Below are 26,803 nucleotides of genomic sequence, written 5' to 3'. Positions count from 1 at the left end.
AGCAGGCGGCGGTGTGAGGATAGGTCGATGAGCAGCACTCCTGCGCCCCGTTTCCCATTACCCGCCTCGTTACTCTCTCAGGCCCAGCATGCGGGGTCCCGCTGGCCCTCTTCTCCTGCGCTCACGACGTTGACGGCGGAGGAGCAGGCGGCGGTCGCGATGAGCGATTTCATCAGCGATGCGTTGGCTCGCTACCCCGACTGGCTGCATGACATCAGGCAATCGCCGCCCGCACCCGACGAATGTCGAGGCTATGCGGACGCGCTGCGACGGGTGCTCAACGAGGTGCAAGACGAGGCGGCGCTGATGACGGCGTTACGCACATTTCGGCGTCGCACGCTGGTGCGCATCGCTTTCGCGCAGGCGTTGGGATCGTGTAGCACGGAGGAGACGCTGCGCCAGCTCAGCGAGCTGGCGGAAGTGTCCGTCATTGCGGCCCGCGACTGGCTCTACGCCGCCTGCTGTCAGGAGTGGGGAACGCCCTGCAATCAGAATGGCGATGCGCAGCCGCTGCTGGTGCTCGGCATGGGCAAGCTGGGCGGTCGGGAGCTGAACTTTTCCTCGGACATCGATCTGATTTTTGCCTACCCCGAAAGCGGAACTACGCGCGGCGGACGGCGGGAGCTGGACAACGCTCAGTTCTTTACCCGGCTGGGTCAGCGGCTCATCAAAGCGCTCGACCACATCACCGAAGACGGCTTCGTCTATCGGGTGGATATGCGCCTGAGGCCGTTCGGTGACAGCGGCCCGTTGGTGCTGAGCTTCACCGCGCTGGAAGATTACTATCAGGAGCAGGGGCGCGACTGGGAGCGCTACGCGATGGTGAAGGCGCGTCCGCTCGGCGAAGCGGATGCGGCGTATCGTCAGGAGCTGAATCAATTACTGCGTCCGTTCGTGTTCCGTCGCTACATGGATTTCAGCGTCATTCAGTCCCTTCGCAATATGAAAAGTCTGATCGCGCGCGAAGTGCGCCGTCGGGATCTGCGTAATAACATCAAACTGGGTCCCGGCGGTATCCGGGAAATCGAGTTCATCACTCAGGTGTTCCAGCTGATTCGCGGAGGACGCGAGCCGCAGCTGCAGTCGCGATCGCTGTTGCCTACGCTGCAGCAACTGGGTGAGCTGGGCGTGCTGCCCGTGGAACAAACGTCGCGGCTGCGGGAAGCCTATCTGTTCCTGCGTCGGCTGGAAAACCTGTTGCAGGCGATAGCCGACGAACAAACGCAGACATTGCCGGACGACCCGCTCAATCAGGCTCGCCTGTCCTGGGGAATGGCCTGCGACAGTTGGCCGTCGCTCTGCGAAGCGTTGACGCGGCATACGCAGGCGGTGCGCGACGTTTTCAACGAACTGATTGGGGACGATGCCCCTGACGGCAGCGATGACCCGGCTCATGAACACTTCCGCAATCTGTGGCAGGACGGGCTGGATGATGCCGAACTGGCATCGCTGACCCCGCATCTGCCGGAAGAGAACCGGACCAACCTGTTACGACAGTTGCAGGACTTCCGCGCCGAGCTGACCCGCCGCACCATCGGTCCGCGTGGCCGGGACGTGCTGGACCAACTGATGCCCGCGCTGCTGGCGGAAGCCTGTCAGCAGGAGCAGGCCGATATTATCGTCTCGCGGATCACGCCGCTGCTTATCGGCATCATTACCCGAACAACCTATCTGGAGCTGCTGCTCGAATCGCGCCCGGCGTTGAAGCACCTCATTCGTCTGTGCGCGGCCTCTCCGATGCTGGCCAGCCAACTGGCGCGTTACCCGCTGTTGCTGGATGAGCTGCTCGACCCTGCTACGCTTTATCAACCGACGGCACAACATGCCTATGCGGATGAACTGCGCCAGTATTTGATGCGGGTACCGGAAGATGACGAAGAGCAACAGCTGGAGGCGCTGCGCCAATTTAAGCTGACGCAGCAGCTGAGGATCGCCGCCGGAGATATCGCGGGCGCGCTGCCGATTATGAAAGTCAGCGACCACCTGACCTATCTGGCCGAAGCCATTATCGCCGCCGTCGTGCAACAGGCCTGGCAGAGTATGGTGACGCGCTACGGTCAGCCATCGCACCTGCAACAGCAGGAAGGGCGCGGATTTGCCGTGATCGGCTATGGCAAACTGGGCGGCTGGGAGCTGGGCTATGGCTCGGATCTCGATCTGGTCTTTTTGCACGACTGCCCGGCGAACGTGATGACCGATGGCGAGCGCAGTATCGACGGCCACCAGTTCTATCTGCGGCTGGCCCAGCGAGTCATGCATCTGTTCAGCACGCGCACCTCGTCCGGGATTCTGTACGAAGTCGATGCGCGGCTGCGGCCCTCCGGCGCGGCGGGGATGTTGGTCAGCACGGTTGGCGCATTCGACGATTATCAGCGCCATGATGCCTGGACGTGGGAGCATCAGGCGCTGGTGCGCGCGCGTATGGTTTACGGCGAAACCGGCGTCCAGCGTCAGTTCGAGGCGACCCGTCGACATATCCTCTGCCGGGAGCGCGACGGCGAAGCGCTACGCGCCGCGGTGCGGGAGATGCGGGAGAAGATGCGGCGTCACCAGTCCCGTCGGGATCCGGACGCGTTCAATCTGAAGGCGGATGCCGGCGGCATCATCGACATCGAATTCATCGTGCAGTATCTGGTTCTGCGCTATGCGCACGCGCAGCCGGCATTAACGCGCTGGTCCGACAATGTACGTGTTCTGGAGATGATGGCCCAGCACGGCGTGATGGAAGAAGACGAGGCCAACGCGTTAACGCGGGCTTACATCACATTGCGCGACGAGCTGCATCGCCTGGCCTTACAGGAACGCTCCGGACGCGTGAGCCAAGCGCTTTTCCGCGCTGAGCGCGAGCAGGTGGAACGCAGCTGGAAAAACTGGCTGGGCTGAGAAATTGTATGCAAAATCGGCGACGCCGCCGCGGATTTCCCCCGTGGAGGCCGTGCCGTCTGGCGAGCTGTGGTAGTATAGCGCGCGATAAAAATGAACCCTTTTTGGAGCAGGGAATGAAAGTTACGCTACCTGATTTTCGTCAAGCCGGTGTCCTGGTGGTGGGCGATGTCATGCTCGACCGTTATTGGTATGGTCCGACCAGCCGTATTTCACCGGAAGCGCCGGTGCCGGTGGTCAAAGTCGACACCATTGAGGAGCGTCCGGGCGGCGCGGCAAACGTGGCGATGAATATCGCGGCGCTGGGCGCCGGTTCGCGTCTGGTCGGCCTGACCGGGATCGATGATGCGGCCCGGGCGTTGAATGCCAAACTGAACGAAGTCAACGTGCAGTGTGATTTCGTCTCCGTCCCGACGCACCCGACGATCACCAAACTGCGGGTGCTGTCCCGCAATCAGCAGCTGATCCGTCTGGACTTCGAAGAAGGGTTCGACAACGTTGACCCGGAGCCGATGATCGAGCGTATTCAGCAGGCGCTGCCGAAAATCGGCGCGCTGGTGCTGTCCGACTACGCCAAAGGCGCGCTGGTCCACGTGCAAAGCATGATTCAGACGGCGAAAGCGGCCGGTGTGCCGGTGCTGATCGATCCGAAAGGCACGGACTTTGCTCGCTATCGCGGCGCCACGCTGTTGACGCCAAACCTGTCGGAATTCGAAGCCGTCGCTGGCCGCTGCCGCGACGAAGACGATCTGGTCGCGCGCGGTATGCAGCTGATGGCGGATCTGGATCTGTCCGCGCTGCTGGTCACCCGCTCAGAGCAGGGCATGACCCTGTTGCAGCCGGGTAAAACGCCGCTGCATCTGCCGACGCAGGCGCAGGAAGTGTATGACGTGACCGGGGCCGGTGATACGGTCATCGGCGTCCTGGCTGCCGCTTTGGCCGCCGGTAATCCCATAGAAGAAGCCTGCTTCCTGGCGAATGCCGCCGCGGGCGTCGTGGTCGGCAAGCTGGGAACCTCCACCGTTACGCCGATCGAGCTGGAAAACGCGATTCGCGGTCGCGCGGAAACGGGATTCGGCGCGATGGACGAAGCACAGCTGAAAGCGGCGGTCGCGCAGGCGCGTCAGCGCGGCGAGCGCATCGTGATGACCAATGGCTGCTTCGACATTCTGCATGCCGGCCATGTGTCTTATCTGGCGAATGCTCGCAAGCTGGGCGACCGTCTGATTGTGGCTGTGAACAGCGATGCGTCGACCCAACGTCTGAAAGGCCCGACACGTCCGGTCAATCCGCTGATGCAGCGTATGATCGTGCTGGGCGCGCTGGAAGCCGTCGACTGGGTGGTGCCGTTCGAAGAAGACACTCCGCAACGCCTGATCGCCGACATCCTGCCGGATGTTCTGGTGAAGGGCGGCGACTACAAGCCTGAAGAGATCGCAGGCAGCAAAGAAGTCTGGGACAACGGCGGCGAAGTCAAAGTGCTGAACTTTGAGGACGGCTGTTCGACCACCAACATCATCAATACCATCAAGGCCAGCCGCTGATCGATGTCGTTATGTCAGAGAAAGGGTTTACTCCATTGAATTCACAGTCTGTTGAAGCACGTCTTGAAACGCTGCGCACCCAACTCCGCTATCACGAGCACAAGTATCACGTGGAGGATGCGCCGGAAATTCCCGATGCGGAATACGACCGTCTGATGCGTGAGCTAAAAGCGCTGGAGCAGGAACATCCGGCGCTGATCACGCCTGACTCGCCGACGCAGCGAGTGGGGGCGGAGCCGCTGGCGGCGTTTGAGTCGGTGCGGCACGAAGTGCCGATGCTGTCGCTGGACAACGTTTTCGACGAGCAAAGTTTTTTGGCGTTCTGCAAGCGTATCAACGACCGCCTGAAACATGCGGACGATCTCTCATTCTGCTGTGAACTGAAACTGGATGGATTGGCGGTCAGCCTGCTGTATGAAGACGGCGTGCTGGTACGCGCCGCCACTCGCGGCGACGGGGCGACGGGGGAGAACATCACCTCGAATATTCGCACCATCGGCGCGATCCCGCTGCGGCTCAGCGGGGACGCTATCCCGCGTCGGCTGGAAGTGCGCGGCGAAGTCTTTATGACGCACAGCGGCTTTGAGGCGCTGAACGAGGACGCGCGTCGTACGGGCGGCAAGGTGTTTGCCAACCCGCGCAACGCCGCCGCCGGTTCGCTGCGTCAGTTGGACCCGCGTATTACGGCGAAACGTCCGCTGACCTTTTTCTGCTACGGCGTCGGGTTGATTGAAGACGGCGAGCTGCCTGACTCCCACTGGGAACGACTGCAACGCTTCAAGTCCTGGGGACTGCCGGTCAGCGACCGTATTCGTCGATGCTGCGGCAGCGATGCCGTGCTGGACTTTTATCGTCAGGTGGAAGAGACGCGCAGCGATCTGGGATTCGATATCGACGGCGTGGTCATCAAAGTCGACGATCTCGCGCTGCAAGAGCGTCTTGGCTTTGTTGCCCGCGCGCCGCGCTGGGCGGTGGCCTACAAGTTTCCGGCGCAGGAGCAACTGACCTGGCTGCGCGACGTGGAGTTTCAGGTTGGCCGCACCGGGGCGATTACGCCGGTTGCGCGGCTGGAGCCGGTGGCCGTCGCGGGTGTGATGGTCAGCAATGCGACGCTGCACAACGCCGATGAAATCGACCGTCTGGGCATTCGCATCGGCGACCGCGTGACGGTACGCCGCGCCGGAGACGTCATTCCGCAAATTGTCAGCGTCGTGCTGACGGAACGTCCGGAAGAAACGCAGCCTATCGCTTTCCCTGACCAATGTCCGGTCTGCGGTTCCGACGTCGAGCGAGTGGAAGGCGAAGCGGTAACCCGCTGCACCGGCGGCCTGTTCTGCGGCGCGCAGCGTAAAGAGGCGCTGAAGCATTTTGTCTCCCGCCGGGCGATGGACGTCGATGGTATGGGCGACAAGATCATCGATCAGCTGGTGGAAAAAGAGTACGTGCATACCCCTGCGGACCTGTTCCGCCTGACGGCGGGCATCCTCACCGGGCTGGACCGCATGGGGCCGAAGTCGGCGCAGAATTTGGTGAACGCGCTGGAGAAAGCCAAGTCGACCACCTTCGCCCGTTTCCTTTATGCCTTGGGCATCCGGGACGTCGGCGAGGCGACCGCGGCGAGTCTTGCTGCGCATTTCCTGACGCCTCAGGCGCTGTCTGATGCCGATCTGGAGGCGTTGCAGCAGGTGCAGGATGTCGGGATTGTCGTCGCGACGCGTGTCCGCAATTTCCTGGATGAAGAGCACAACCAGCAGGTGATCCGGGAGCTGATCGACGAGATTGGCATTCATTGGCCCGAACCGGTTGTCGTCGATGTGGACGAATCTTCCAGCCCGTTCGCCGGTAAAACGCTGGTATTGACGGGCTCGTTAAGCGTCTTGTCGCGCGACGAAGCGAAAGATCGCCTGACGGCGCTCGGTGCGAAGGTTAGCGGCAGCGTATCGAAAAAAACCGATATGGTGATCGCGGGCGAAGCGGCGGGGTCGAAACTGACCAAAGCACAGTCGCTGGGCATTCCGGTGATCGATGAGGCGGAAATGATGCGCCTGCTGGAGCAATAACGATGGAAAAGGCCGACCTGCTGGCTATCGCCAATACGACTATGCCGTTTGGTAAATACAAGGGCCGGGCTTTGATCGATCTGCCGGAGGAGTATCTGCTGTGGTTCGCGCGTAAGGAGATTTTCCCCGAAGGACGTTTGGGGGAGCTGCTGCAACTGACGATGGTCATCAAAATGGAAGGTTTGCAGGGGTTAATCAAACCCCTGAAAGACGCCTCAAACGGCCGGTCTGACTGACCGGCGCGTTCCTCTTCTCGCTCGCGATTACACGTAGACGTTAATCTGGTTATTGGCGGTCGGACGATTAATGCCGTCCGCCAACGCCGAGAAGCTGCTGGTCTGCGAGCTGCTGTCGCTGGAATAGCTCTGCGCCTGCGCCGATTGCAGCTGGGAAATCTGGGCTGCCAGCGCCTGAATCTGCGCTTCAATCATCTGAATCTGCATTTGAGCGCTTGAATCTTCACCGCTGCTGGACGTGGCCTGACTTAGCTGTTGTGTCAGCTGCTGTATCTGCTGTTGCAACCGGGCAATCCTTTGTGTGTTATCACGGTTGCTGGACGAATCGCTGAATGATGTCGACGCTATTGCGCTGATTGCGGCCATGATGTCTTCCTCCATTTGTCAGCCTTGGTAGGCTATGGAGTGATTATAAAACAAGTGAGTTGGGTGAATATTTAGCACTTTGTCTGAAAAAACGCAGAATTTTGCTGCAAAGCGTGGGAAAAACGTAAAGAGGCGCTTCATGGCATGATGCGCGGGGCTTGGACCGTCTTGGCGTCAGGGGGAGTAGGGCTGAGAACGCGGCCGGCCATCAAGGCCCGACCGTGGGTCAGTGTTCAGGCTAACGCGAAAAGCGCCGACCTTGCAGGTGACCGTCAGATATAGATGTCAATCTGATTGCTGTCGGTCGGCTGATTAACGCCTTCCTTTTTGCTGCTGGCTGTGGACGCATTGCTGTTTTCAGCGATACTTTGCTGCTGCTGGCTTTGCTGCGTCTGCGCCATTTGCTCCTGAGCCTGTTGGTTTTGGAGCTGCTCAATCTGAGCTTCAATCATCTCAATCTGTGCCTGCAACATCTGCGTTTGAGTGGCTTTCGTCTCTGCATCCGCGCTTGAATTAGACACATCTTTCAACTGCTCAGTGGCCTTTTCCAGTTTCTGGTTGAGCTGATTGATCTTCTGCGTGTAATTGGTCGAACCGCCAGAAGAGCTGCTGCTGACGGAGGTGACCGAGCTAATACTAGTCATTTTCGCTCCTGAATATGTGTGTAAAGCCGAGATCTTCACCCCTTACCCGATGCGAAGCTACGCAGGGGTAAGATCGTGTTTTCGGCGAATTTTTATCATCTTTTAATACTTAATCAGTATAAAACATTCGCCGTTATTCGTGGATCTTCGTTCCGCGTTAGCGCCCGTAGACGTTGACCGCTTCCGTCAGACGGATCGCCTGCTGGTTCAGTCCTGCGGCAACGCCTGAGGATTGGGTGACCATCTCGCTGTTGCTCTGCGTCATTTGCTCGATCTGAGCGATGGAATCGTTGATCAGCGCCAACGCCGATGTCTGCTCCCGCGTGGCCAGGCCGATCTCGTGGATCAGGCCGCTGACCTGTCCGACGTGCTCCACGATATTGGAAATATGTTGATCGGCCTTTTCTACCATATGGCTGCCGTTCTTGACGTTGGCGACGTTATCATCAATTAACGCCTTAATCTCTTTGGCGGCGGAAGCTGAGTTTTGCGCCAGCTGGCGGACTTCGGCCGCGACGACCGCGAATCCTTTCCCCTGACTGCCTGCGCGGGCGGCTTCCACGGCGGCATTCAGCGCCAGAATGTTGGTCTGGAATGCAATGCTGTCGATGACGGAAATGATATCCACCACCTTGACGCTGGTCGCATTGATCGCGTTCATCATCTTGACGGTCTGTCGCATGATGTCGCCGCCCTGCTGCGCGGCCTGAGTCGTCACGTCGGTCAGTTGGATCGCGTTCGCCGCCGTTTCAGCGCTTTGATGGACGGCTGATGTGATCTCTTCGATCGCCGCCGCCGTTTGCTGCAGGTTGCCCGCCGTCTCTTCCGTGCGATGGCTCAGGTCGACGTTGCCGCCCGCCAACTGTTCGCTGACGCTTTTCATGCCCGCCACCTGGGTACTGACGTCGTCTACCAGCGAGTTCAGATTGAGCGAGAACTGATTGACCACCCGCAGCAACATGCCGACTTCATCCACGCGGTTGAACCGCAAACTATCGACTTTCCTCCCCGAGACTACACGCTGCGCCTGACGCAGTATGGTTTGCAGAGGGCGTGCGATTTGCTGCTGTAAAAAGACGTCCAGCAGCAGCATGGTCAACAGCGAAGCCATGGCAAGTGGCAGGAGGCCTGCGCCGGACAACGAAAACAGAAAAGGAATGATACCGCCCGCCAATACGGCGCAGCGCAGGCGCCAGCGTACCGACATTTTTTGAAATACGGAGAGAACAGAGAACAGACCGGTTCTGACCACCAGCCCTTTATAAAACTTGCGGCGGCCGGCCCGCTGTTTGTTCACCGCTTCATACAGCGCGGCGGCGGCTTTCACTTCTTCCGCCTCGGGCGTATTGCGAACGGAAATATAACCAGAAAGTTTATCGTCGTGATAAACCGGCGTGACGTTAGCGCGAACCCAATAATAATCACCGTTTCTGCGGCGATTTTTTACCATGCCGGTCCAACTGTCTCCCCGTTGCAGGGTATACCACATGTCGGCAAATGCGGCGGGAGGCATATCCGGGTGGCGTACAATATTATGCGGTTGGCCGACAAGATCTTCCGCATCAAATCCACTGACCCGAATAAAGGCGGAATTGGCATAGGTAATATGGCTTTTAACGTCGGTGGTTGACATTAACGTAGTATTCGCGCCCAGCGAATATTCTTGTTGGGTGACAGGTGTATTAACCCTCATAACAAAACCCCGAGTGTGTGTCGTCTTAAAAGAAATAAATGAAAAATAATTAACCGATTGAATACTGAAATTTATTAAAAAGAATGGCGTTTTATTATTATTGGCGGTGGTTTGTGAATAGGACTGCCTTATATATGGCCGTTGCCGTCTATTCAGGGGGTATTCCACCAGGCTGGGGATTATCCGGTAAAGAATGATATTGTCAATTTATTCGTGATGTTAGAGCATAGGTAATTATCATTCTCGCAAGGATGATTATTTTAAGTATAAAGTCATTTAATGATTTTAAATAAGTATGAAACGAGAATTAAAAATAAATCGTGTGGGGATTGTTAAAACGATAACGACTTATTTATTTATCCTGCTCAAGGCGTTTACAAAGCCGATAAAATAAAATGACATTATTTCCCCCTTAAAGAGGGAAATAATGAAGGTATTTTGTTAATCGGAAAGGTATTGTCTTGCGGCCTTTTCGACATGGGCCATTTCGTCCAGCAGCTCCAGCCATTCCGGCTCTAAGGCCTCCGCCGTGACGCCGCGCCGCAACTGCTGTTCCAGATACGCGCAATGCTGTTTGAGGCGAGGCACGCCGCTATAGCTACAACTGCCGTGGAGTTTGTGAATGGTATCCAGTAGCGATTCCTGATGCTGTCCGTCCAGCTGCGATTCAATTTGCGGACGCACCTGAGCCAGAAAATCCAACAGCATTTTCAGCAAATCGCGCGCCAGCTCCGGTTTATTAGCAGCCTGCTGCTGCGCCAGCGCCCAGTCGAGCGACACGGCTTCTCCGGCGTCGTCGGCCGGGGTGATCTCCGGCTCGCGCACGTGCCTGCGCAGCACGCTGTACAGCATCTTTTCATCAATCGGTTTGGACAGATAGTCGTCCATACCTGACTGGAGAAACTGTTCCCGTTCGCCGTGCATGACCTGCGCGGTAACCGCGATGATGGGCGTCTCCTTGTGATTCGGCAACTGGCGGATCAGCTCGCTGGCATGCAGACCATCCATCCCCGGCATTTGGATATCCATCAGTATCACGTTCAAATCGTTTTGCCTGGCTTGCTCTACCGCTTCCGCACCGCTTTCGCACAGGATGATGTCGTCCACCAGCTCTTCCAGCAGCGTGCCGATCAGCTTGAGGTTGGCCAGATTGTCGTCCACCGCCATCACCCGTAACGGTAGTCGCGGCGTTTCCTGTTTAGGACGAAGCTCCAACTCGCTACTGTTCGCATAGCTGCACTGGAACAGGTTAGTGTCCTGCAACAGCGGCAACAGACGTGCGGAGGTGATGGGTTTGCTCAGGCAGGCATGGACGCCCAGCGATTTCAGCTGTTCCGCATCCATCTGCGCCAGACTGGGCAGGGCGAGAATGACGCAGGGCGCGCGACGGCAAAGGTTGTGGATCTTGGGCGTGAAGTCCAGCAGCGTATTGCGATAATGGACGGGAATGCCCATCAGCAGAATATCGAACTTTTGCGCTGGCAATTGCTCGGTCGTGGGGCTGTAGCTGACGGCCAGCGGCGTTCGTCTCAATACATCCAGCGTCGCCTGCGCGGCGGCGGAGTTGGCTTCGACATAGGCCAGTTTTTTCCCTTGCAGCATATCGAAGTAGTTGTTGAGCACGGCGGGGTGCGGATTGAGCTGCAGATTCAGCGTACACCAGAAGGTCGACCCCTTATCGGGCACGCTGTGAAAGCGAATATTACCGCCCATTTCCTGCACCAGCCTCTGGGTAATCACCAGACCCAGCCCCGTACCGCCATGTCGACGGGAAATGCTGGTATCAGCCTGTCGAAAGGCTTGAAACAGCTGGGTTTGCTGCGTTTCATCAATCCCGATGCCGGTATCTTTGATCTGGATTTCCAACTGCGCCTGCTGGTGTAGCTGGGATCGTTTTTCCACGCGAATATCAATGTTGCCGCGCTCCGTAAATTTAATCGCGTTACCCAGCAGGTTGGTGACGATTTGCTGGATGCGCAACGGATCGCCGATAAACTGCTCCGGCACATCGCGCTGAATATTCAGCGTCAGCTCCAGCCCTTTCTCGTGCGCGGTATGTGCGAGCAGTATCACCATTTCATCCAGCGTGTTGTGCAGAGAGAAAGGGATGTGCTCCAGCACCAGCTTGCCGGCTTCCAGTTTAGAGAAGTCCAGAACGTCGTTGATGATGTTCAGCAGGTTGTTGGCCGAGCGTTCAATGGTGTGCAGGTAGTCTTGCTGCGTAGGCGTCAGCTGGGTTTTTAGCGTTTGCCGGGTGAAGCCGATCACGCCGTTGAGCGGCGTGCGCAGCTCATGCGACATATTGGCGAGAAACTCGGACTTGATGCGGGCGGCTTCCTGAGCGCGCTTCTTGGCCAAATCCAGCTCGACGTTCTGGATTTCCATCTGTTCCAGCGTTTCTCTCAGGTCGTAGGTAGCCTGATCGATATTCTGCTGCATCTCTTCATGGTAGGCGGTCAGCGACATCGCCATGGAGTTGATGCCGTTTTTCAGCATATGCAGCTCGCCGAGCATTTTGCCTTCTACCCGGCTGTCCAACTGGCCGCGGCGGATACGGTCGACGGTATCCACCATATTGCCGATGGGCGTGGTGACGTCCCGCATCAGGCGATAGGCGAAAAGCAGCGCGCATCCCAGACTCATCAGCAACAGCAGGGTCGCCAGACCAATTTCCCGGTACTGCTGCAGTTCGATGTTGTCCAGATTCAGCGCAATAGCGACGTAGCCGACCGGCGCGAAGCGGCCACTATTGTGGGGGAGCGCCGGGGCCAATTCTTCCTCTGTCAGCAGCGGCATTCGCATGATGAGATGATTGTCGCGTTCGAAAATCTGTAGCGTATCCGGCACCGGCGATCCTTCCGGCAGCGCGAGAATATTGTTGATATCGCGGGAGTAGGTGCTGACTAAAGGGTGGTGATGCGTATCGAAAACGCTGATGGCGCGAACCACATCGGCATGGCGGCGATGCAGTCGATGCACCAGCTGGCGCAACGTTTCCGGTTGATGCTGGGCGATCGCGAAGGCGCTGTTGATCGCTAGCGGTTCAATAATGCTGCTGCCGGCTTCCGTCAGCTGATCCTGCAATTGATTATAACGGTGAATAATGAAGAAGCCGCTGAGCAGCAGTCCCACCAGTAGCGTGGGCGCCAGAATCAGAATCATCATTCGTGCACGCAGACTGTATTTGGTCATGGGGGTCCAATGTGGGAGAATTGAGGCTGATTAATCCGTTAATACATGACATCACACTTATATGGCGCAATTCTACTCCCCAAAACGGCGTGTGACGACCCGTCAACGCATCACCGTGTCGGTCAATGACCTCGACCCGTTCGGTCAAGGCGTGGCGCGTCATCAGGGGAAAACGATCTTCATCGCCGGCGCGTTGCCGGGGGAACAGGCCGAAGTCCAGGTGACCGAGGATAAAAAACAGTTTTCCCGGGCGAGCCTGAAGCAGCTGCTGAGCAAAAGCGAAGAACGGGTCGATCCACGCTGCCCGCATTACAACGTCTGCGGCGGCTGTCAGCAGCAACATGCCAGTCAGTCGTTGCAGGAGCGCAGTAAATCCAGCGCGCTGATACGGCTGATGGAGAGAGAAACAGGGGGGACCGTCCCCTCTCCAGACGTCATTAGCGGCCCGGCCTATGCCTACCGACGTCGCGCCCGGCTTGGGTTATACTTTCAGGCTAAATCACAGCGATTGCAGATGGGGTATCGCCAGGCGGCTTCGCACGATCTGGTGGATGTGCGTCACTGTCCGATACTGTGCTCCGAGCTGGAAGCGCTGCTGACGCCGCTGCACGAGTGCCTTAGCGGTCTTCAGGCCAAAAGACGCCTCGGCCATGTCGAGTTGGTGCTCGCTGACGAAGGGCCGCTGGTGATTCTGCGTCACCTCGACCCGCTTGGCGACGCAGACCGTCAGGCGCTGCTGACGCTAGCGCGCGAGCGGTCAATATCGCTGTTTCTCGCCGGTGAGACAGACACGCTGGAGTGTCTGCACGGCGACATGCCGTCATACCGAATTGACGACCTTTCCCTGGCCTTCAGTCCGCGGGACTTCATTCAGGTGAACGACGTCATCAATCGGCAAATGGTCAGTCAGACGTTGTCCTGGCTGGACGTACAGCCGCAGGACCGCGTGCTTGACCTGTTTTGCGGTATGGGCAATTTTACGCTGCCGCTGGCCCGGCGGGCCGCCGACGTCGTCGGCGTGGAAGGCGTGCCGGCGTTGGTGGCCAAGGGACAGGAAAATGCCCGACGCAACGGTTTATCCAACGCCGAATTCTTTCATCATAACCTGGAAGAGGACGTCACCCGGCAGCCGTGGGCATCGCAGGGGTTCAACAAAATTGTGCTCGATCCGGCCCGCGCCGGCGCGCCGGGCGTGATGTCTCACATCGTGAAACTGGCGCCTGAGCGCGTGGTCTACATATCCTGCAACCCGACCACGCTGGCGCGAGACAGCAAAGTGCTATTGGCCGCTGGCTATCGCCTGGCGCGGATAGCGATGCTGGATATGTTTCCACACACCGGGCATCTTGAATCCATGGCGTTGTTCCTGCCCGGCGCCGGTGATCGGTAAAGAAAGGGAGAATTTATGGTTGCGGTAAGAAGTGCACATTTAAATACCGAAGGCGAATTCGAACCCGATGTGTGGATCGCGTCTTTGGGGATCGCCAACCAGCAGTCATGCGAGCGCCTGAAAGAAACCTGGCGCTACTGTGAACAGCAGACGAAAGATCATCCGGATGCGCTGCTGTTGCTGTGGCGCGGCATCGAAATGGTGGAGATCCTCTCCACCCTGAGCATGGATAACGATAGCCTACGGGCGGCCATGCTGTTCCCGCTGGTGAAAGCGGACGTCGTCAAAGAAGAAACACTGAAAGACGCGTTCGGCCAGAACATTGCCAATCTGGTGCACGGCGTCAGAGATATGGATGCAATCCGCCAGCTAAAGGCGACGCAGCACGACTCCGTCGCCTCGGAGCAGGTGGATAACATCCGGCGGATGCTGCTGGCGATGGTGGAAGATTTCCGCTGCGTCGTCATCAAACTGGCGGAACGCATCGCCCACCTGCGCGAAGTGAAGGATGCCCCGGAAGAAGAACGGGTGTTGGCGGCGAAAGAGTGTACCAACATCTATGCGCCGTTGGCGAACCGGCTGGGCATCGGTCAATTGAAGTGGGAGCTGGAAGATTTCTGCTTTCGCTATCTGCATCCCGAAGAGTACAAACGCATCGCCAGCCTGCTGCATGAGCGGCGCATCGATCGCGAACAGTATATTGACGATTTCGTGACCAGCCTGCGTCAGGCGATGGAAAAAGACGGGCTGAAAGCCGATGTCTACGGCCGCCCGAAACACATCTATAGCATCTGGCGCAAGATGCAGAAAAAATCCCTGTCGTTCGACGAACTGTTCGACGTCCGCGCCGTGCGGATCGTGGTGGAGCGTCTGCAAGACTGCTACGCCGCGCTAGGGATCGTACATACCCACTATCGCCATCTGCCGGATGAGTTCGACGATTACGTGGCGAACCCGAAACCCAATGGTTATCAGTCCATTCACACAGTGGTGCTGGGGCCGCGCGGTAAAACGCTCGAAATCCAGATCCGTACCCGCGACATGCATGAGAACTCCGAGCTGGGCGTCGCCGCGCACTGGAAGTATAAAGAAGGCGCATCGACCACCAGCCGATCGGGTTACGAGGGGCGGATCGCTTGGCTGCGTAAGCTGCTGGCCTGGCAGGAGGAGATGGCGGATTCGGACGAAATGCTGGACGAAGTGCGCAGTCAGGTCTTCGACGATCGCGTCTATGTCTTTACGCCGAAAGGCGATGTCATCGATCTGCCAACCGGTTCGACGCCGCTGGATTTCGCTTATCACATTCATAGTGATATCGGGCACCGCTGCATCGGCGCCAAGGTGGGCGGCCGCATCGTACCGTTTACCTATCAGCTGCAAATGGGCGACCAGATAGAAGTTATCACCCAGAAACAGCCGAACCCGAGCCGGGACTGGCTGAATCCGAATCTGGGCTATGTCACCACTAGCCGCGGGCGTTCCAAGATCCACAACTGGTTCCGTAAACAGGATCGCGATAAAAACATCCTGGCGGGCAAACAGATCCTCGACAACGAGCTGGAAAATCTGGGTCTGAGCCAGAAGATGGCGGAGAAGCTGTTGCTCCCGCGTTACAACATCAATTCGATGGACGAGTTTCTGGCCGGGATTGGCGGCGGCGACATTCGCCTGAATCAGGTCGTCAATTTCTTGCAGTCCAAGGTTAATCAGCCGAGCGCGGAAGAGCAGGATCGTGAAGCGCTGCGCCAACTCACCCAGAAGACGCCTGCGCCGACGCGTGCCAGCAAAGACAATGGGCGTGTCGTGGTGGAAGGCGTCGGCAACCTGATGCATCACATCGCTCGCTGCTGCCAGCCGATCCCCGGCGACGATATCGTCGGCTTCATCACCAAAGGACGCGGGATCTCTATCCATCGGGCGGACTGCGAACAGCTGGACGAGCTGCGTGGTCATGCGCCGGAGCGCGTGGTGGATGCGGTCTGGGGGGAAAGTTACTCCAGCGGATACTCGCTGGTGGTGCGTGTCACCGCCAACGACCGCAGCGGCTTGTTGCGCGACATCACGACGATTCTCGCCAACGAGAAGGTCAACGTGCTTGGCGTCTCCAGCCGCAGCGATGTCAAACAGCAGCTCGCGACGATCGATATGGAAATCGAGATCTACAACCTGCAGGTGCTGGGCCGGGTTCTGGCCAAGCTGAATCAGCTCCCTGATGTGATTGACGCGCGTCGTCAGCAGGGCAACTGAGCCGCAGTCCGATAACCTGGGCGGGCCCGTTGCCCGCCCATTTTTTGCCTTAACCAGGAAACGTTATGTCCTCATCCATCTCCCGACTGCTCAACGTTATGACGCAGCTGCGCGATCCGCAGAGCGGTTGCCCGTGGGATCGCAAGCAAACCTTCGATTCGATTGTTCCCTATACGCTGGAAGAAACCTACGAAGTGCTGGACGCCATTCGCCGTAAGGATTTCGACGATCTGCGCAGCGAGCTGGGCGACCTGCTGTTTCAGGTGGTGTTCTACGCCCAGATGGCGCAGGAGCAGGGGCTTTTCGATTTCTCCGACGTTTGCGACGCTATCAGCGACAAACTGGAGCGGCGTCATCCGCATATCTTTGCCGGGGCCGACGCGCCGACTGCGGATGACGCCCTGAAAAACTGGGAGCAGACCAAGTCTAAAGAGAGAGCTGAAAAGGCGCTTCATTCACAGGTCGACGACATTCCGGAAGCGTTGCCTGCGCTGATGCAGGCGCAAAAAATTCAGCAGCGTTGCTCGGCGGTCGGGTTTGACTGGAAGACGCTGGGCCCGGTTGTCGATAAGCTGTACGAAGAGATCGATGAGGTCATGTACGAGGCGAAACAGGCGGTGGTGGATCAGGATCGCCTGGGGGAAGAGCTGGGCGATATGTTCTTCGCCGCGGTCAATCTATCGCGACATTTGGGCCATAAAGCGGAAATCACACTGCAGGACGCAAATCGTAAATTTTGCCGCCGTTTTCGTCAGGTAGAGCAAATCATTAGTGAAAAAGGGAAAACACTTTCTGAAGCCAGTCTTGAGGAAATGGAGGCCGCCTGGCAGCAGGTAAAACGTGAAGAAAAAGGACATTAAGGGATTTTAGGTCTGAAATGGCTGATAATTCACATATTTTGATTTATCAGTATGATTTTTCAGGAAGATGTTTCGCCGCTATTCCGCAAGGTAGCGGCGGTCATGGACAGGATGTCTATCCGATATTTGGCAAAACGAACATTTGTGGCGCCCATCAGGTTCGGGTATACTACTTTCCCGTCTTGGTCTTCCATCATCCTTAAACCTAAACTCTCAGGTTCAGCATGACAACTAATTATATTTTTGTGACCGGCGGGGTCGTATCCTCTCTGGGTAAAGGCATTGCCGCAGCCTCTCTGGCGGCTATTCTCGAAGCCCGCGGCCTCAACGTGACCATCATGAAACTGGACCCGTATATCAATGTGGATCCGGGGACAATGAGCCCTACGCAGCACGGTGAAGTGTTCGTCACCGAAGATGGCGCCGAAACCGATCTCGACCTGGGCCACTATGAGCGTTTTATTCGCACTAAAATGACGCGCCGCAATAACTTCACCACCGGACGGATCTATTCTGACGTCCTGCGCAAAGAGCGCCGTGGTGATTATCTGGGTGCGACCATTCAGGTTATTCCCCATATCACCAACGCGATCAAAGAGCGCATCATCGAAGGCGGCGAAGGCCACGATGTCGTGCTGGTCGAAATCGGCGGTACGGTGGGCGATATCGAATCCCTGCCGTTCCTTGAAGCGATTCGTCAGATGGCGGTGGAAGTCGGCCGTGAACATACCCTGTTTATGCATCTGACGCTGGTGCCTTATCTGGCGGCCGCAGGCGAAGTGAAAACCAAGCCGACGCAGCATTCAGTGAAAGAACTGCTGTCCATCGGTATTCAGCCGGATGTGCTGATTTGCCGTTCCGATCGCACGGTTCCCGCGAACGAACGCGCGAAAATTGCATTATTCTGCAATGTGCCGGAAAAAGCGGTGATATCGCTTAAAGACATTGATTCCATTTATAAAATTCCGTCGCTATTGAAATCGCAGGGGCTGGACGATTATATTTGTAAACGATTCAGCTTGGACTGCCCGGAAGCGAACCTGTCAGAATGGGAACAGGTCGTTTACGAAGAAGCCAACCCGGGCGGCGAAGTGACTATCGGTATGATCGGTAAGTACGTAGAACTGCCGGATGCCTATAAATCCGTTGTCGAAGCGCTGAAGCACGGCGGTTTGAAAAATCGTCTGACCGTGAATATCAAGTTCATCGACTCGCAGGATGTGGAAAGCCGCGGCGTCGAAGTCCTGAAAGATTTAGACGCTATTCTGGTGCCGGGTGGTTTCGGCTACCGTGGCGTGGAAGGCAAAATCATGGCCGCGAAATATGCTCGTGAGAACAAGATCCCTTATCTGGGTATCTGTCTGGGCATGCAGGTCGCACTGATGGAGTTTTCCCGTAACGTGGTGGGCATGGAAGGCGCAAACTCCACCGAGTTTGTCCCGGAATGTAAATACCCGGTCGTGGCGCTGATCACCGAATGGCGTGATGCCGAAGGCAACCTGGAAGTGCGTAGCGAAGAGAGCGATCTCGGCGGTACCATGCGCGTCGGCGGGCAGGAATGCCATCTGACCGAAGGCAGCCTGGTGCGTAGCCTGTATGGCGAACCGACGATTATTGAGCGTCATCGTCATCGTTATGAAGTCAACAACATGTTGTTGAAACAAATTGAAGCGGCGGGATTACGTGTTGCTGGTTATTCCGCCGACCGTCGACTGGTAGAGATTGTTGAAATCCCTGATCATCCTTGGTTTGTGGCGTGCCAGTTCCATCCGGAATTTACGTCCACACCGCGTGATGGACATCCGCTGTTCGCCGGCTTTGTGAAAGCCGCGGGAGCGTACCAGAAACGTCAGGAAAAATAGGGTTTTGTCAGCAACGCGCGTCCCAAGGTCGCGCGTTGTTCGTCTGAGGTTTTAGTTTAACTTGTACTGAGGAAAATCTAATGTCCAAAATTGTTAAAGTCATTGGCCGTGAAATCATCGACTCACGCGGAAATCCGACCGTTGAGGCTGAAGTTCACCTGGAAGGTGGTTTCGTAGGTCTGGCTGCTGCACCGTCAGGTGCTTCTACGGGTTCCCGCGAAGCGCTGGAACTGCGTGATGGCGACAAATCTCGTTTCCTGGGTAAAGGCGTGACCAAAGCTGTTGCCGCTGTTAACGGCCCGATCGCACAGGCTGTTCTGGGTAAAGATGCTAAAGACCAGGCTAACGTTGATCAGATCATGATCGATCTGGACGGTACTGAAAACAAATCCAAATTCGGCGCGAACGCTATCCTGGCCGTTTCTCTGGCTTCTGCTAAAGCTGCTGCCGCTTCTAAAGGCCTGCCGCTGTACGCACACATCGCTGAACTGAACGGCACTCCGGGTCAGTACTCCATGCCGCTGCCGATGATGAACATCATCAATGGTGGTGAGCACGCTGACAACAACGTCGACATCCAGGAATTCATGATTCAGCCTGTTGGCGCGAAAACCGTTAAAGAAGCCATCCGCATGGGTTCTGAAGTGTTCCACAACCTGGCTAAAGTTCTGAAAGCCAAAGGTATGAACACTGCAGTCGGCGACGAAGGTGGTTATGCACCGAACCTGGAATCCAACGCTGCTGCGCTGGCTGCCATCAAAGAAGCCGTAGAAAAAGCCGGTTACGTTCTGGGTAAAGACGTGACTCTGGCTATGGACTGTGCCGCTTCCGAGTTCTACAACAACGAAACCGGTAACTACGAACTGAAAGGCGAAGGCAAAACCTTCACTTCTCAGGAATTCACTCACTACCTGGAAGAACTGACCAAACAGTATCCGATCGTGTCCATCGAAGATGGCCTGAACGAATCTGACTGGGACGGTTTTGCTTACCAGACTAAAGTCCTGGGCGACAAAATCCAGCTGGTGGGCGACGACCTGTTCGTGACCAACACCAAGATCCTGAAAGAAGGTATCGACAAAGGCATCGCTAACTCCATCCTGATCAAATTCAACCAGATCGGTTCTCTGACCGAAACTCTGGCTGCAATCAAGATGGCGAAAGACGCTGGCTACACTGCCGTTATCTCTCACCGTTCTGGTGAAACTGAAGATGCGACCATCGCTGACCTGGCTGTAGGTACTGCTGCTGGCCAGATCAAAACCGGTTCTATGAGCCGTTCTGACCGTGTTGCTAAATACAACCAGCTGATTCGTATCGAAGAAGCGCTGGGTGCTAAAGCGCCGTTCAACGGTCTGAAAGAAGTGAAAGGCCAGGCTTAATCGCCCCCTTTCTTCTCAGGAGTCTGACGCCGAATAGCGTTCAGACTCCGGTAGGATTGAAAATAAATCCGGAAGCGTGTCATGCGCCTCCGGATTTTTTTTTGCCTGTGTCAGAAGCCCGCTTGGGCACGAGATGTTTTCGCCGATCGGCTTTCCTGAACAAAGACTTCCTCTTTCATGCCTTTCTCAACGCGATAACCCGCCGCTGTCGTCATGCCGTCAGCCTTGAGTAAAGGAGCGAATGAAAAGGTGAAGAGGAGGAGGGGGGATATGGCAGGGAGAGCGTACTCCCTGCCGTGGCGTCGTATTACTGTCCTGCCAGCCCGGACAGACTGTAGTTGGCCGGAACCCAGCGATAGCCGTTCGGCTTGCCATCACTGTCTTTCAGCACTTTGACGTGGCCCAGTCCGGGGAAGCTGATGTGCGCGCCCGCGACCCAGTAACCTTTATCAGCGGCATCGGCCAGAATGGAAGCGCGATTTTTCGCAGCGGTATCCATATCAGAGTCGAAGCTGATCGTGGTTGCCGGCAACGAGAACTGAACGGCGGCGGCGTGAATGATATCGCCCCATACCAGCAGCTTGGCGCCATCGCTGTCTACCCACAGTCCGGAGTGTCCCGGCGTATGTCCGGCTAGCGGCAGGGCGGTGATCCCCGGCACGATCCGATCGTTGCCGCTATACACTTTCATTTTCTTCGCGGCATTGATGACCTGAAACGTATTTTGTGCCAGCTGGAAAGCCTCTTTGCCGTCGGCTGGCGCTTTTTGCAGGTTCGCTTCACTCAGCCAGTAATCTCTGTCTGTTTTGCTGATGTAGACCGCGGCATTGGGGAAGGTCGGTTTGCCGTTGGTCAGCAGCCCGCCGATATGATCGCCATGCAGGTGAGTCAGGATCACGGTATCGACCTGATCCGGACGGTAACCGGCGGCTTTCAAATTACCCAGAAGGCGGCCCACCGGCGCGCCTGCTTTTTCGCCGTTGCCGGTATCGATCAGAACCAGATTTTTGCCGGTATTGATTAGGAAGGTATTAACGGACGTTTCGACGGCGGAGGCGTCCAGCGCGTCATCTGCCAGCTTTTGTTTAATGATATCAGCCGGAGTGCGAGCCAGCAGCGTTCCCATCGGCATCGTAAATGTGCCATCCGAGAGCGCAGTCACTTCAAATTGCCCCAGCATCAGTCGGTAGTAGCCCGGCTGGGTTTTCACCTGTGGGACGGCTTGGGCATTCACCATCGCGGGAACGGCGAACAGCGTCATTAAACACAACGTCAGAGATTTCAGCGAACTCATGTCTTTCGTTCCTTGTAGTTTTCGGGTTTTTACTGGGTAAAGCCTAGCACTAAATGGCGATTATTAACCGGACATGAGCGATGACTCAATCGAAACCTATCCGGCTCATGACGACGGTTGTTTGGCGACGCATCGACGATCTGCGATAATGATCTTTTACGCAACCGCTACAGTGGAAAAACATGCAGTACCCGATTAACGAAATGTTCCAGACCTTACAGGGAGAGGGCTATTTTACCGGCGTTCCCGCGGTGTTTATCCGTTTACAGGGATGCCCGGTGGGGTGCAGCTGGTGTGATACCAAACATACCTGGGAGAAGCGCCCGGAGCGGGAAATTCCGCTAAAGCAGATCGTCGATAAAACGACGGAGAGCGATGCCTGGGGCTCGGCCAGCGTGGAGGATATCGTTGGCCATATGACGCGGCTGGGCTATACCGCCCGGCATGTGGTGATCACCGGCGGCGAGCCTTGTATCCACGATCTGACGACGCTGACTCAGCGACTGGAAGCGTTGGGTTTCAGTACACAAATCGAAACCAGCGGGACGCACGAAATCCGCTGCTCAACCCACTGCTGGGTTACGGTCTCTCCAAAGGTAAATATGCGCGGCGGAATGGTCGTCATCGATCAGGCCCTGCAGCGGGCGGATGAGATTAAACATCCGGTGGCGCGGGAGCGTGATATCGAAACGTTGGATACGCTGTTAAACCGGTTGGATGATGATAAGGCGCGGGTCATCGCGTTACAGCCTATCAGCCAGAAAGAAGAAGCGACTCGGTTGTGCATTGCTACCTGCATAGCGCGCAACTGGCGTTTATCCATGCAGACCCACAAGTACCTGAACATAGCCTGACGACGACCTGACCGGTGCGTCCGTGCGGGTCAGGCGACGATTATTCCTCTCCCCGATATACGCAGCCCGCTGTACAGGTTTCTTTGACCCGGACGGCGGTCAGCAGCGGCAGTATCGGTTTCAATCTCTGCCAAATCCACTGAGCCAGAATTTCACTGGTCGGGTTTTCCAGCCCAGGAATTTCATTCAGATAGTGGTGATCTAACTGCTCCCAGATCGGACGAGAGATGGCTTTCAGTTCGGCAAAATCCATCACCCAGCCGGTATAGGCATCGACTTCGCCGGTAATTTCCAGTCGAACCATAAATGAGTGGCCATGCAGCCGGCCACATTTGTGTCCGTCTGGAACATGGGGAAGCCGATGAGCGGCTTCAAACTGAAAATCTTTAAACAGCATGGTTGGCATGACGGTGAATCTCATATGACCTGAAAAAACCGACGCATACTACCGGAAAGTGCGCCTTTGCGCTATTTTCCGCCGCAAAGAAGCGTAAATAGTAATTTTTATCATTTGGTTTTCGACGCCGGCATTGGTTTTTTATTGTTAACAATCAGATGCTTATTCTATTTTTCGGCCTATATCACTTTTTGTGGTAAAGCGTATATAAAAAACCCTTTAGTCATTTTGGTTATTTGATATTTCCATCATTTCTTTAATTGTTAAGATGGGGGTCGCTACCTTAATAACCCATTCAACTTTGTACCGCACCAAATCGGCATTGGCGCCAGCGACCTGAACAAGGAAAACGTATCACAATGACTAATCCGGTTTCTCCGACTTCGCTACTCCCTCTGAGCGCGGAGCAACTTGCGCGCCTGCAGGCGGCAACCGGTGATTTCTCACCCACCCAGCTTGCCTGGTTATCCGGTTATTTTTGGGGGATTTCTCAGCAGCCCGCAGGCGTTTCTACCGGCGCGATGGCGACAGCCAGCGCACCCGCCGCTGCTCCTTCGGCGATCACGCTGATTTCGGCGTCTCAGACGGGGAATGCGCGTCGGGTTGCTGAACAGACGCGGGACGATCTGCTGGCGGCCGGGTTGCCGGTCACGCTCGTCAACGCGGGCGATTACAAATTTAAGCAAATTGCTCAGGAGAAACTGCTGGTCGTTGTGGCATCGACGCAGGGCGAAGGTGAACCGCCGGAAGAAGCCGTGGCATTGTATAAGTACTTGTTCTCCAAAAAAGCGCCGACCTTAGATGGCACCGCATTCGCGGTCTTTGGCTTGGGGGACTCCTCGTACGAGTTTTTCTGCAAAGCCGGTAAAGATTTCGACAGTCGTCTGGCGGAACTGGGGGCGGAACGCCTGCTAGACCGTGTGGATGCTGACGTGGCCTTCCAACCTGAGGCGGAGCAGTGGCGGAAACGGCTGACGGAAACGCTGAAGTCTCGCCATCAGGCGCAGGACGCGGCCGCTGTCCAGACAGCGGCAGTGGGCGCGGTGGATGAGATTACCGCGAGCCCGTACGGCAAAGAAACGCCTTATACCGCCGCGCTGTCGGTCAATCAAAAGATCACCGGCCGCGGCTCGGATAAAGACGTGCGCCACCTGGAAATCGACTTGGGTGAGTCAGGTTTGCGCTATCGTCCCGGCGATGCGCTGGGCGTGTGGTACGAGAATGATCCGGCGTTGGTTGAGGAATTGCTGGGGCTGCTGAAGCTGAAAGGGGACGAAACGGTGACGGTGTCTGGTGAGACGCTGCCGCTCGCCGAGGCCCTGCAACGGCATCTGGAGCTGACGCAAAATACGGCGCCGCTGGTAGAGAAATATGCCGTGCTGTCGGGACATGAAACGCTTCAGTCACGGGTCGGAGATAAGTCCGCGCTACAGCAGTATGCGCAGCAGACGCCGCTAGTGGATATGGTGCGATCGGCACCCGCCGAACTGACGCCGGAACAGCTGGTTAGCTGGCTGCGTCCGCTGACGCCGCGTCTCTACTCTATCGCCTCATCGCAGGAAGAGGTCGACAATGAAGTGCACATCACGCTCGGTGTCGTCCGTTACGCCTATGAGGGAAGGGAGCGCACCGGCGGCGCCTCCGGTTTCCTGGCCGATCGGCTGGAAGAAGACGGCGAAGTTCGCGTCTTCATTGAGCATAACGATAACTTCCGCCTGCCGGCGAACCCGAATACGCCGGTCATCATGATTGGTCCCGGGACGGGCATCGCGCCGTTTAGAGCCTTCATGCAGCAGCGTGAAGCGGAAGGCGCCGAGGGTAAAAACTGGCTGTTCTTCGGCAATCCGCACTTTGTTGAAGATTTCCTATATCAGGTGGAGTGGCAACGGTACGTCAAAGACGGGCTGCTGACCCACATCGATTTGGCCTGGTCGCGCGATCAGGCGCATAAGATTTACGTTCAGGATCGCATCCGTGAGAAGAGCGTGGAAGTCTGGCGCTGGATCCAGGATGGCGCGCATATTTACGTGTGCGGCGACGCCAACCGAATGGCGAAAGATGTCGAACAGGCGCTGTTGGCAGTGATTGCCGAGCAGAGCGGGATGGATGCCGAACAGGCGGATGAATTTTTAAGCGAGCTGCGGCTTGAGCGGCGCTATCAGAGAGACGTGTACTAATGAGCGAGAGATATTCTGGCCCGCTGGTGGTAGAAGGCAAACTCACCGATGCGGAGCGTCTAAAACAGCAGAGCAACTTTCTGCGCGGTACGATCGCAGACGATCTTAACGATGGCCTGACCGGTGGTTTTACCGGCGACAACTTTTTGCTGATCCGTTTCCACGGGATGTACCAACAGGATGACCGTGACATTCGCGCCGAACGCGTCGCGCAGAAGCTGGAGCCACGTCATGCGATGATGCTGCGCTGCCGTCTGCCGGGCGGCGTCATGACGCCAGAGCAATGGCGGGCGATCGATGACTTCGCCAAGGCCAAGACGATTTACGGCAGTATCCGTATTACCAACCGTCAAACGTTTCAGTTTCACGGCATCCTGAAATCCAACCTGAAATCGGCGCATCAGCTGCTGCATGATGTGGGGCTGGATTCACTGGCGACGGCGAACGACGTCAACCGTAACGTGATGTGTACGTCCAACCCCGCTGAGTCCGAGCTGCACCAGCAGGCGTACGACTGGGCGAAGAAGATCTCCGAACACCTGTTGCCGAAGACTCGCGCTTATGCCGAGATCTGGCTCGATCGGGAAAAGATTGCGACGACGGATGAAGAGCCGATTCTGGGATCGAACTACCTGCCGCGAAAATTCAAAACCACGGTGGTGATCCCGCCGCAGAACGATGTGGATCTGCACGCGAATGACCTGAACTTTGTCGCAATCGCCGAGAACGGCCGGTTGATTGGCTTCAACGTGCTGGTAGGCGGCGGTTTGTCCATCGCTCACGGCGACAAGGCGACCTATGCGCGCACTGCCAGCGAGTTCGGCTATATCCCCGTCGAGAAGACGCTGGCGGTCGCGGAAGCGGTGGTCACCACGCAGCGCGACTGGGGCAACCGCACCAATCGTAAGAACGCCAAAACCAAGTACACGCTGGAGCGCGTCGGCGTCGACACGTTCAAGCAGGAAGTGGAACGCCGCTCTGGCGTCACGTTCGAAGAGATCCGTCCGTATGAATTCACCGGCCGCGGCGATCGCATCGGCTGGGTGAAAGGCATCGACAATAAGTGGCATCTGACGCTGTTTATCGAAAATGGCCGCATCCTCGACTATCCGGGCCGTCCTCTAAAAACGGGGCTGAACGAAATCGCGAAAATCCACAAAGGGGATTTCCGCCTGACCGCCAACCAGAACCTGATTGTGGCGGGCGTGGCCACGCGCGATAAAGCGAAAATCGAAGCGCTGGCGCGCGAGCATGGGCTGATTGACGATTCGGTCAGCGAACAGCGTAAAAACTCGATGGCCTGCGTTTCGCTGCCGACGTGTCCGCTGGCGATGGCGGAAGCCGAACGTTTCCTGCCGCAGTTTGTCACAAAGGTAGAAGGGATCATGCAGCAGCACGGCGTCGGCGATGAGCACATCGTCCTGCGAGTGACCGGCTGCCCGAATGGTTGCGGACGTTCGCTACTGGCGGAGATCGGGCTGGTGGGAAAAGCCATCGGCCGTTACAACCTGCACCTCGGCGGCAACCGGGAAGGGACGCGCATTCCGCGTATGTACCGGGAAAATATCACCGAAGCTGACATCCTCAGCGAAATCGACCAGTTGGTAGGGCGTTGGGCGCAGGAGCGCGAAGCGGGCGAAGGATTTGGCGATTTCGCCATTCGTGCCCACATCATCAAACCGGTGCTCGACCCCGCTGTCGATTTCTATGACTAAGAGGAGA

Annotated in this window: 18 protein-coding genes; 12 read left to right on the top strand and 6 right to left on the bottom strand. The window is 56.8% G+C overall.

Annotated elements, in window-relative coordinates; translation table 11 throughout:
* Window positions 1-27 precede the first annotated feature (27 nt).
* The 4 genes from glnE (at window position 28) to CKQ53_RS01885 (ending at window position 6,723) form a co-directional block, all read left to right on the top strand.
* Window positions 28-2,883, top strand: coding sequence for a bifunctional [glutamate--ammonia ligase]-adenylyl-L-tyrosine phosphorylase/[glutamate--ammonia-ligase] adenylyltransferase (gene glnE, locus CKQ53_RS01900; protein ID WP_094118428.1), 2,856 nt, complete (start codon window positions 28-30; stop codon window positions 2,881-2,883).
* A 116-nt stretch (window positions 2,884-2,999) separates the two neighbouring features.
* A complete protein-coding gene (gene hldE / locus CKQ53_RS01895) occupies window positions 3,000-4,427 on the top strand; it encodes a bifunctional D-glycero-beta-D-manno-heptose-7-phosphate kinase/D-glycero-beta-D-manno-heptose 1-phosphate adenylyltransferase HldE (protein WP_085651152.1) in 1,428 nt (475 codons plus the stop codon).
* 11 nt (window positions 4,428-4,438) lie between these two features.
* On the top strand, window positions 4,439-6,487 hold the full coding sequence (gene ligA / locus CKQ53_RS01890; RefSeq protein WP_094118429.1) for an NAD-dependent DNA ligase LigA: 2,049 nt from the start codon (window positions 4,439-4,441) through the stop codon (window positions 6,485-6,487).
* A gap of 2 nt (window positions 6,488-6,489) precedes the next feature.
* A complete protein-coding gene (locus CKQ53_RS01885) occupies window positions 6,490-6,723 on the top strand; it encodes a DUF3820 family protein (RefSeq protein WP_085651154.1) in 234 nt (77 codons plus the stop codon).
* A 27-nt stretch (window positions 6,724-6,750) separates the two neighbouring features.
* Here the strand turns inward: CKQ53_RS01885 and CKQ53_RS01880 are convergent, their stop codons facing one another.
* From CKQ53_RS01880 to barA, 4 genes are all read right to left on the bottom strand, one after another.
* A complete protein-coding gene (locus CKQ53_RS01880; RefSeq protein WP_162896324.1) occupies window positions 6,751-7,089 on the bottom strand; it encodes a FlxA-like family protein in 339 nt (112 codons plus the stop codon).
* Between the two features lie 272 nt (window positions 7,090-7,361).
* Window positions 7,362-7,733, bottom strand: coding sequence for a FlxA-like family protein (locus tag CKQ53_RS01875; RefSeq protein WP_085651156.1), 372 nt, complete (start codon window positions 7,731-7,733; stop codon window positions 7,362-7,364).
* Window positions 7,734-7,890: 157 nt separating this feature from the next.
* Entirely contained in the window at window positions 7,891-9,426 is a 1,536-nt protein-coding gene (locus tag CKQ53_RS01870; RefSeq protein ID WP_094118430.1) for a methyl-accepting chemotaxis protein, read from the bottom strand.
* A 441-nt stretch (window positions 9,427-9,867) separates the two neighbouring features.
* The gene (gene barA / locus CKQ53_RS01865; protein WP_094118431.1) at window positions 9,868-12,618 is read right to left on the bottom strand and encodes a two-component sensor histidine kinase BarA; all 2,751 of its coding nucleotides are present in this window, start codon (window positions 12,616-12,618) and stop codon (window positions 9,868-9,870) included.
* A gap of 61 nt (window positions 12,619-12,679) precedes the next feature.
* Between barA and rlmD the strand changes: the two genes are divergently transcribed.
* From rlmD to eno, 5 genes are all read left to right on the top strand, one after another.
* Window positions 12,680-14,008, top strand: coding sequence for a 23S rRNA (uracil(1939)-C(5))-methyltransferase RlmD (gene rlmD / locus CKQ53_RS01860; protein ID WP_118894585.1), 1,329 nt, complete (start codon window positions 12,680-12,682; stop codon window positions 14,006-14,008).
* 15 nt (window positions 14,009-14,023) lie between these two features.
* A complete protein-coding gene (relA, locus tag CKQ53_RS01855) occupies window positions 14,024-16,255 on the top strand; it encodes a GTP diphosphokinase (protein WP_094118432.1) in 2,232 nt (743 codons plus the stop codon).
* Window positions 16,256-16,320: 65 nt separating this feature from the next.
* Entirely contained in the window at window positions 16,321-17,115 is a 795-nt protein-coding gene (mazG, locus tag CKQ53_RS01850) for a nucleoside triphosphate pyrophosphohydrolase (protein ID WP_094118433.1), read from the top strand.
* Window positions 17,116-17,339: 224 nt separating this feature from the next.
* Window positions 17,340-18,977, top strand: coding sequence for a glutamine hydrolyzing CTP synthase (gene pyrG / locus CKQ53_RS01845; protein WP_085653752.1), 1,638 nt, complete (start codon window positions 17,340-17,342; stop codon window positions 18,975-18,977).
* Between the two features lie 80 nt (window positions 18,978-19,057).
* Complete coding sequence (gene eno / locus CKQ53_RS01840; RefSeq protein WP_085653751.1) at window positions 19,058-20,359, top strand: phosphopyruvate hydratase; 1,302 nt, start codon at window positions 19,058-19,060, stop codon at window positions 20,357-20,359.
* Between the two features lie 307 nt (window positions 20,360-20,666).
* Here eno and CKQ53_RS01835 read toward each other — a convergent pair whose 3' ends face one another.
* The gene (locus CKQ53_RS01835) at window positions 20,667-21,653 is read right to left on the bottom strand and encodes an MBL fold metallo-hydrolase (RefSeq protein ID WP_085653750.1); all 987 of its coding nucleotides are present in this window, start codon (window positions 21,651-21,653) and stop codon (window positions 20,667-20,669) included.
* Between the two features lie 182 nt (window positions 21,654-21,835).
* On the opposite strand from CKQ53_RS01835, the gene queE reads away from it, so the two are divergent.
* Window positions 21,836-22,507, top strand: a complete 672-nt coding sequence (gene queE / locus CKQ53_RS01830; RefSeq protein ID WP_085653749.1) for a 7-carboxy-7-deazaguanine synthase QueE — start codon at window positions 21,836-21,838, stop codon at window positions 22,505-22,507.
* A 40-nt stretch (window positions 22,508-22,547) separates the two neighbouring features.
* Here queE and queD read toward each other — a convergent pair whose 3' ends face one another.
* Window positions 22,548-22,913 (bottom strand): 6-carboxytetrahydropterin synthase QueD, encoded by a 366-nt coding sequence (queD, locus tag CKQ53_RS01825; RefSeq protein WP_085653748.1) that lies wholly within the window; start codon window positions 22,911-22,913, stop codon window positions 22,548-22,550.
* A 350-nt stretch (window positions 22,914-23,263) separates the two neighbouring features.
* Between queD and cysJ the strand changes: the two genes are divergently transcribed.
* Window positions 23,264-25,081: an NADPH-dependent assimilatory sulfite reductase flavoprotein subunit gene (cysJ, locus tag CKQ53_RS01820; protein ID WP_094118434.1), complete on the top strand. Its 1,818-nt coding sequence runs from the start codon at window positions 23,264-23,266 to the stop codon at window positions 25,079-25,081.
* The gene (gene cysI / locus CKQ53_RS01815; protein WP_094118435.1) at window positions 25,081-26,796 is read left to right on the top strand and encodes an assimilatory sulfite reductase (NADPH) hemoprotein subunit; all 1,716 of its coding nucleotides are present in this window, start codon (window positions 25,081-25,083) and stop codon (window positions 26,794-26,796) included. The genes cysJ and cysI overlap by 1 nt, the downstream gene beginning before the upstream one ends.
* Window positions 26,797-26,803: the final 7 nt, after the last annotated feature.

The organism is Lonsdalea britannica (assembly GCF_003515985.1).
In the GTDB taxonomy this organism is placed as follows: domain Bacteria; phylum Pseudomonadota; class Gammaproteobacteria; order Enterobacterales; family Enterobacteriaceae; genus Lonsdalea; species Lonsdalea britannica.
This window is presented reverse-complemented; position numbering and strand designations above follow the sequence as displayed.

Coding starts and splice junctions, on each gene's coding strand:
- relA (WP_094118432.1), top strand. CDS start 14,024: ATGGTTGCGGTAAGAAGTGCACATTTAAATACCGAAGGCGAATTCGAA.
- barA (WP_094118431.1), bottom strand. CDS start 12,618: ATGACCAAATACAGTCTGCGTGCACGAATGATGATTCTGATTCTGGCG.
- queD (WP_085653748.1), bottom strand. CDS start 22,913: ATGCCAACCATGCTGTTTAAAGATTTTCAGTTTGAAGCCGCTCATCGG.
- queE (WP_085653749.1), top strand. CDS start 21,836: ATGCAGTACCCGATTAACGAAATGTTCCAGACCTTACAGGGAGAGGGC.
- hldE (WP_085651152.1), top strand. CDS start 3,000: ATGAAAGTTACGCTACCTGATTTTCGTCAAGCCGGTGTCCTGGTGGTG.
- eno (WP_085653751.1), top strand. CDS start 19,058: ATGTCCAAAATTGTTAAAGTCATTGGCCGTGAAATCATCGACTCACGC.
- ligA (WP_094118429.1), top strand. CDS start 4,439: ATGTCAGAGAAAGGGTTTACTCCATTGAATTCACAGTCTGTTGAAGCA.
- glnE (WP_094118428.1), top strand. CDS start 28: ATGAGCAGCACTCCTGCGCCCCGTTTCCCATTACCCGCCTCGTTACTC.
- CKQ53_RS01880 (WP_162896324.1), bottom strand. CDS start 7,089: ATGGCCGCAATCAGCGCAATAGCGTCGACATCATTCAGCGATTCGTCC.
- CKQ53_RS01870 (WP_094118430.1), bottom strand. CDS start 9,426: ATGAGGGTTAATACACCTGTCACCCAACAAGAATATTCGCTGGGCGCG.
- CKQ53_RS01835 (WP_085653750.1), bottom strand. CDS start 21,653: ATGAGTTCGCTGAAATCTCTGACGTTGTGTTTAATGACGCTGTTCGCC.
- cysI (WP_094118435.1), top strand. CDS start 25,081: ATGAGCGAGAGATATTCTGGCCCGCTGGTGGTAGAAGGCAAACTCACC.
- pyrG (WP_085653752.1), top strand. CDS start 17,340: ATGACAACTAATTATATTTTTGTGACCGGCGGGGTCGTATCCTCTCTG.
- mazG (WP_094118433.1), top strand. CDS start 16,321: ATGTCCTCATCCATCTCCCGACTGCTCAACGTTATGACGCAGCTGCGC.
- rlmD (WP_118894585.1), top strand. CDS start 12,680: ATGGCGCAATTCTACTCCCCAAAACGGCGTGTGACGACCCGTCAACGC.
- cysJ (WP_094118434.1), top strand. CDS start 23,264: ATGACTAATCCGGTTTCTCCGACTTCGCTACTCCCTCTGAGCGCGGAG.
- CKQ53_RS01875 (WP_085651156.1), bottom strand. CDS start 7,733: ATGACTAGTATTAGCTCGGTCACCTCCGTCAGCAGCAGCTCTTCTGGC.
- CKQ53_RS01885 (WP_085651154.1), top strand. CDS start 6,490: ATGGAAAAGGCCGACCTGCTGGCTATCGCCAATACGACTATGCCGTTT.